6 protein-coding genes are annotated in these 6173 nt (G+C 39.6%); all 6 read right to left on the bottom strand.

The window, feature by feature from the left end:
- On the bottom strand, positions 1-244 hold a 244-nt coding region (locus AC1DJR_RS14280; RefSeq protein ID WP_477002863.1), incomplete at its 3' end, for an ATP phosphoribosyltransferase regulatory subunit.
- A gap of 309 nt (positions 245-553) precedes the next feature.
- The gene (gene leuD, locus AC1DJR_RS14275; RefSeq protein WP_477002862.1) at positions 554-1135 is read right to left on the bottom strand and encodes a 3-isopropylmalate dehydratase small subunit; all 582 of its coding nucleotides are present in this window, start codon (positions 1133-1135) and stop codon (positions 554-556) included.
- Positions 1113-2507, bottom strand: a complete 1395-nt coding sequence (gene leuC / locus AC1DJR_RS14270) for a 3-isopropylmalate dehydratase large subunit (RefSeq protein ID WP_002011716.1) — start codon at positions 2505-2507, stop codon at positions 1113-1115. Before leuC ends, leuD begins: the two co-directional genes overlap by 23 nt.
- The gene (gene leuB / locus AC1DJR_RS14265; RefSeq protein ID WP_060750588.1) at positions 2507-3571 is read right to left on the bottom strand and encodes a 3-isopropylmalate dehydrogenase; all 1065 of its coding nucleotides are present in this window, start codon (positions 3569-3571) and stop codon (positions 2507-2509) included. The genes leuC and leuB overlap by 1 nt, the downstream gene beginning before the upstream one ends.
- 78 nt (positions 3572-3649) lie before the next feature.
- Entirely contained in the window at positions 3650-5170 is a 1521-nt protein-coding gene (gene leuA, locus AC1DJR_RS14260; protein ID WP_002064438.1) for a 2-isopropylmalate synthase, read from the bottom strand.
- A gap of 1 nt (position 5171) precedes the next feature.
- A partial coding sequence (ilvC, locus tag AC1DJR_RS14255) for a ketol-acid reductoisomerase (protein ID WP_477002861.1) occupies positions 5172-6173 on the bottom strand: 1002 nt, incomplete at its 5' end.

Raw genomic sequence — 6173 nt, 5'->3', positions numbered from 1 at the left:
TATCTGGGCGTAAAACGATAATCCGTCCTTTTTCATCGAAAAATTTATACATCTTTTCTTCATCTATCGGCCTGTTTTGAAATGCAAAAACATCATAAAATTCAATTGTAGGTGTTCTTATTTCTTCATAACCTCTCTCTAAAAAGGTCCGTCTTAATTTTTGTTCCACTTCTTCAATTAACGTACATTCTTCGAATAAGTAATCTCTCGTTCCATTCGGATTTGCCCGTTTCCACTTTGTCATCTSATTTCACACACCTTTCCCTCTTTAATTTATGCCCATTCSATCCACCCAAACCGAAAATAAAAAGAGCCTTGTAGACAAAATACCTACAAGGCTCTTTAGTAGAGTGTAGGTACAACGGGAATAACCCTTGTGCCTACACGTTTTCACGTTAGGTTCAAGGGTTTCATGTATGATGATGTAGTTTTGTAAGCATTTTAATAGATTGCACGATATTCATAATACTTACTCCCTTTCTCCTCTGATTTTTTACATAGTATATAACAGTTAATTCTGAATGTAAATACATTTYTAATATTCTGCTTTTAGTTAATGTGAAGCTACTTTTCTTTCATACTCTYCAATTTCTYGTTCRTATTGCATYGTAATGCTGATTTCATCTAGACCATTTAATAATTTTTCTTTCCACATTTTCTCGATTGTAAAATGAAACCTGTGCGTATTCGTAATAATTACTTCATTCTCTAAATCAACTTCCATTTGATCTCTCGCATTCGTTTTGGCAAGTTGTTCACGCATCTCTTTATCCATTACAATCGGTAACATACCATTCTTCATACAATTCATATAAAAAATATCTGCAAATCCTCCGGCGATAATAACGCGGAAACCATAATCCGCAAGCGCCCATGGAGCATGTTCTCTTGAAGAACCACATCCAAAATTATCACCTGTAATTAATATACTTGCTCCTTTTCGTTCTTGTGCATTAAGGGAGAAATTAGGATTTTCATGGCGCTCATTATCGTAACGCCACTCATCAAATAAATATTTTCCAAATCCCGTCCTTTCAATTCTCTTCAAATATTGCTTCGGAATAATTTGATCTGTATCAATGTTATCATTCATAAGTACTGCGGCAGTACCTTTATGAATATGAAATGGTTCCATCGTAACTCTCCTTTCTAATATCAACAAAATGACCATATAACGCAGCTGCTGCAGCCATAGCTGGACTTACTAAATGTGTTCGTGCTCCTTTCCCTTGCCTTCCTTCAAAATTACGATTTGAAGTAGAAGCACAATGTTCTCCTTCAGGTACTTGATCTGGATTCATCCCAAGACACATTGAACATCCAGGCTCTCTCCATTCAAATCCCGCTTCTTCAAATATGCGATGTAAGCCTTTTTGCATCGCCCGCTCTCTCACACTTTTTGATCCTGGTACAACGAGTGCTCGCACACCTTCTTTTACCTTTTTCCCTTTTACAACAGATGCAGCAATTTCTAAGTCAGATAAACGTGAATTTGTACAAGAACCAATGAAGACATGCTTAACAGGAATTTCAAACGTACTTTGCCCAGGGCTCAATCCCATATATGAAAATGCTCTTTCATCATTTTCGTTATGCTTCTCTGGTAATTTTTCATCAATAGGAACACCCATACTAGGATTTGTTCCCCAAGTGACATACGGTGCTAAATCCGTAACATCTACCGAAATATGTAAATCATAAATTGCATCTGAATCTGTATAAAGCTCCGACCATTTTCCCGTAAACGTTTCATAGTCTTTCGGTGCATATTCACGCCCTTTTACATAAGAAAATGTTTTCTCATCTGGTGCAATGATGCCAGCTTTCGCTCCCCCTTCAATTGCCATATTGCAAAGTGTCATTCTCTCTTCCATACCCATATCACGAATCGTCTCTCCGTAGAATTCCATTACATGACCCGTTCCAACCGCTACACCGTACTTTGAGAGAAGATGCAAAATAATATCCTTTGCATAAACGCCTTTCGGTAACTTTCCTTTTAATTCAATCCCCATCGCTTTCGGTTTTCGTTGCCACAACGTTTGAGTTGCTAATACATGTTCTACTTCACTCGTACCAATACCAAACGCTAAAGCACCGAAAGCACCGTGGGTTGCTGTATGGCTATCACCGCATACAATCGTTTTCCCCGGTTGTGTGAGCCCAAGTTCTGGTCCTATAACGTGAACGATTCCTTGCTCTTCATCACCAATATCGGCTAATCGCACCTTAAATTGTTTACAATTGTCACGAAGTGTATCCAATTGCTGCTTCGCAATGCGATCGGTAATATTCCAAACRTCTTTCGTTGGAATATTATGATCCATCGTTGCAAACGTTAATTCCGGTCTCCGAACAGTTCGATTTGCAAGCCGCAAGCCTTCAAAGGCTTGCGGTGACGTTACTTCATGAACGAGATGAAGATCGATATATAATAAATCCAATCCATTTTCATTCGTTACAACTACATGTCTTTCCCAAAGCTTATCTAGTAACCTTTTCCCCATTATCTTCCTCTCCCTACTAGTGCTTGCTCTTCCATTTCTTGAATAACTGCCCTCGTAAATGAAGTTGTCGTCTCATCCCCCCCAATATCAGCTGTACATTTCCCAGATTGAAGAACTGCAGAAATTGCCTCTTCAATCGCATACCCTTCTCTCGTTAATCCAAATGATTGCCCAAGCATCATCGCTACTGAACGCATCATCGCAATTGGATTCGCTTTATTTTTACCTGCAATATCTGGCGCTGATCCGTGAATAGGCTCATATAAAGACGGCCCGTTTTCCGCATGGCTCGCTGATGGAAGCATTCCTAATGACCCTGCTAATACAGAAGCCTCGTCGCTCAAAATATCACCAAATAAATTTTCTGTTACGATAACGTCAAATCTCCTTGGGTTTCGAATTAACTCCATAGCAGCTGCATCTACTAAAATGTGCTCTAATTCAACATTAGGATAACGAAGAGCTACTTCTTCCGTAACAGCTCTCCACAATTTACTAGATTCTAAAACATTCGCTTTATCAATAGAGGTTACTTTTTTCTCTCTCTTACTCGCTAATTGAAAAGCATACGACACGATACGTTCAATTTCATGACGATGGTACGTAAGTGTATCAGTTGCCGATTCTTCCGTTCTTTCTTTCGGATAAGAGAAATAAATACCGCCTGTTAGTTCACGAACGACAACGAAGTCAATTTCATCTGCGTTTTTTAATGGCGATAAATGTGCAGTTGCGCTTTCTACTGTTACAGGACGAACGTTCGCAAATACACCAAGTCCTTTTCTTAAAGCTAATAATCCTTTCTCTGGCCTTTCTTTCGCATCATCCCACCGCGGTCCACCAACCGCTCCAAGTAAAACCGCATCACTCGCTAAACAAGCGGCAAGTGTTCGCTGTGGTAATGGTTGCCCATTTAAATCGATAGCCGCTCCGCCAAAGTACTCATCTTGTAAATGAAAGTGATGTCCATATAGCCTCTCTACCATATGCAATACTTCCTTCGCGCTTTCCATAATTTCCGGACCAACACCATCACCCGCTAAACAAACGATACGTTTTTCCAATTAAAACACTCCTTTTTATCTGAATTTTCAGAAATAYMCTTTGATAAGTAAGGGACGATCCCCTCACTTATCAAACAGTTACTTCACAAGAGTAATAAAAGATTTTAATTTTCCGGCCGCATGAACATACGCTCTCGCCGATGCTTCTAATACGTCTTGCGCAACACCAAAACCTGATACTTGATGAGTTCCTTCTTTTAATTCAACATGAACATGTGCAAGTGCATCTTGACCTTGCGTTATAGATTGTATGCGATAATCCGCTAAGTCACATTCTAATCCTAAAATTCTTTGAATTGCATTATAGATCGCTTCAATACTTCCAGAACCAGTTGCTGCATCTTCGTACATATTTCCTTCCTCATCTTTTAGTACAACCGTTGCACACTGTGTACTATTTGATACGAAATGTACTTGCAATTGAGTAATGCTATATTGCTGGGCCGCAAATGCTGCTTCACCAAGCATAAGCGCACGTAAATCTTCTTCTGTAATTTCTTTTTTACGGTCAGCCAAGTTTTTAAATGCTTCAAACACCACATCTCGTTCTTCTTTTGTAAACTCATAACCAAGTTCTTTCATTTTTTCAGTAAACGCATGGCGCCCGGAATGCTTTCCTAATACAAATAGATTTTGTGACTCTCCAATCAGTGATGGTTCAATAATTTCATACGTCGTTACTTCTTTTAATACACCGTCTTGATGAATACCTGATTCGTGAGCAAAAGCATTTGCTCCAACAATCGCCTTATTTTTCGGTACAACCATACCCGTTAACCGACTTACTAACGTACTCGTCGCTTTAATTTCTTTTAATGTCATAGAGGATTCTGCTTCATAGAAATCTTTTCTAATATGGAGAGCAACCGCGACTTCTTCTAGCGCCGCATTCCCCGCTCTTTCTCCAATTCCATTAATCGTTCCTTCTACTTGTAACGCTCCGCCTTCAACCGCAGCTAACGAATTCGCTACTGCCATCCCAAGATCATCGTGACAATGACAAGAGAAAATTGCTTTTTCATACGACGGAACGGATTCTTGTAAGTATTTAAAAAGAGAATAATATTCTTCTGGATTCGTATATCCAACTGTATCAGGAATATTGATTACATTCGCTCCTGCGCGAATCGCGACTTCTACTGCTTCAGCTAAAAATGCTCTCGATGTTCTTGTTGCATCTTCTGCTGAAAATTGAACTGTTGGAAATAGTGATTTCCCGAGCGTAACCGAGCGATGTATGCTATCTAATACATCTTCTTTTGACATACAAAGCTTATATTTCATATGAATGTCACTCGTAGCTAAAAATACGTGTAAACGAGGAGAGACAGCGCCTTTCACAGCTTCATAGGCTCTTCGAATATCACTTTCTTTCGCTCTAGCTAAACTCATAACCGTAGCATTTTGAATGGTATTTGCGATACGTTTTACCGATTGAAAATCACCTTCAGAAGCTGCTGCGAATCCAGCTTCCATTACATTAATACCAAGTCTCTCTAGTTGCCTCGCAATCTGTAATTTCTCTTGTTCATTTAAATTAACTCCTGGTGATTGTTCGCCATCACGTAGCGTCGTATCCATGAACAAAATTTGCTTCATATTATTTGACCCCTGCCTTTACTCTGGGCTGTACGAAAGGCATCATTTCACGTAATTTACGTCCAACTACTTCAATTTCGTGTTCATTCTCTTTCTCATTTGTCGCATGGAAATTTGGTTTTCCTGCTTTATGCTCTGCAATCCAGCCTCTTGCAAATGTACCATCTTGAATTTCTGCTAGTACTGCACCCATCGCTTTCTTCGTATCTTCAGTAACAACGCGTGGCCCTGATACGAAGTCCCCCCACTGCGCTGTATCTGAAACTGAATATCTCATATTTTCAAGTCCACCTTCATACATAAGGTCAACAATTAGTTTCAGTTCATGTAAACATTCAAAATATGCAAGTTCAGGTTGATAACCAGCTTCAACTAACGTTTCAAACCCAGCTTTTACTAGTGCAGTCACTCCGCCGCAAAGTACAGCTTGCTCTCCAAATAAATCTGTTTCTGTTTCTTCTTTAAACGTTGTTTCTAATACACCTGCTCTCGTCGCCCCAATTCCATCTGCATATGAAAGTGCCTTTTCAGTCGCAACTCCTGTTGCATCTTGATATACTGCAAATAATGCAGGAACAGCTCCCCCTTCCGCAAACGTACGACGTACTAGATGTCCTGGACCTTTCGGTGCTACTAGAAATACATCTACATTAGCTGGCGGTTTTACTTGATCAAAGTGAACATTAAATCCATGCGCGAAAACGAGAGAATTGCCGCCTTGTAAGTTTGGTGCAATTTCAGCTTCATATACTTCCGGCTGTAATTCATCAGGTAGTAGAATCATTACTACATCTGCTTTTTCTGCTGCTTCCGCTACTGTATATACAGAAAAACCGTCTTCTTTCGCCTTATCCCATGACTTCCCTTTCCTCAGTCCTACTACCACATCAAATCCGTTATCACGTAAGTTTTGCGCATGCGCATGGCCTTGCGATCCATATCCGATGATTGCTACTTTCTTTTCCTTTAATACATTTACCGTTACGTCTTTTTCATAATAAAC

The sequence above is a fragment of the Bacillus sp. 05T31 genome (assembly GCF_056396725.1).
Note: the sequence above shows the minus strand (reverse complement) of the source record. Positions and strands in the feature narration are given on the sequence as shown.

Excerpts from the sequence above, each read along its gene's own strand:
- leuA (WP_002064438.1), bottom strand. The coding sequence starts at position 5,170 with ATGAAGCAAATTTTGTTCATGGATACGACGCTACGTGATGGCGAACAA.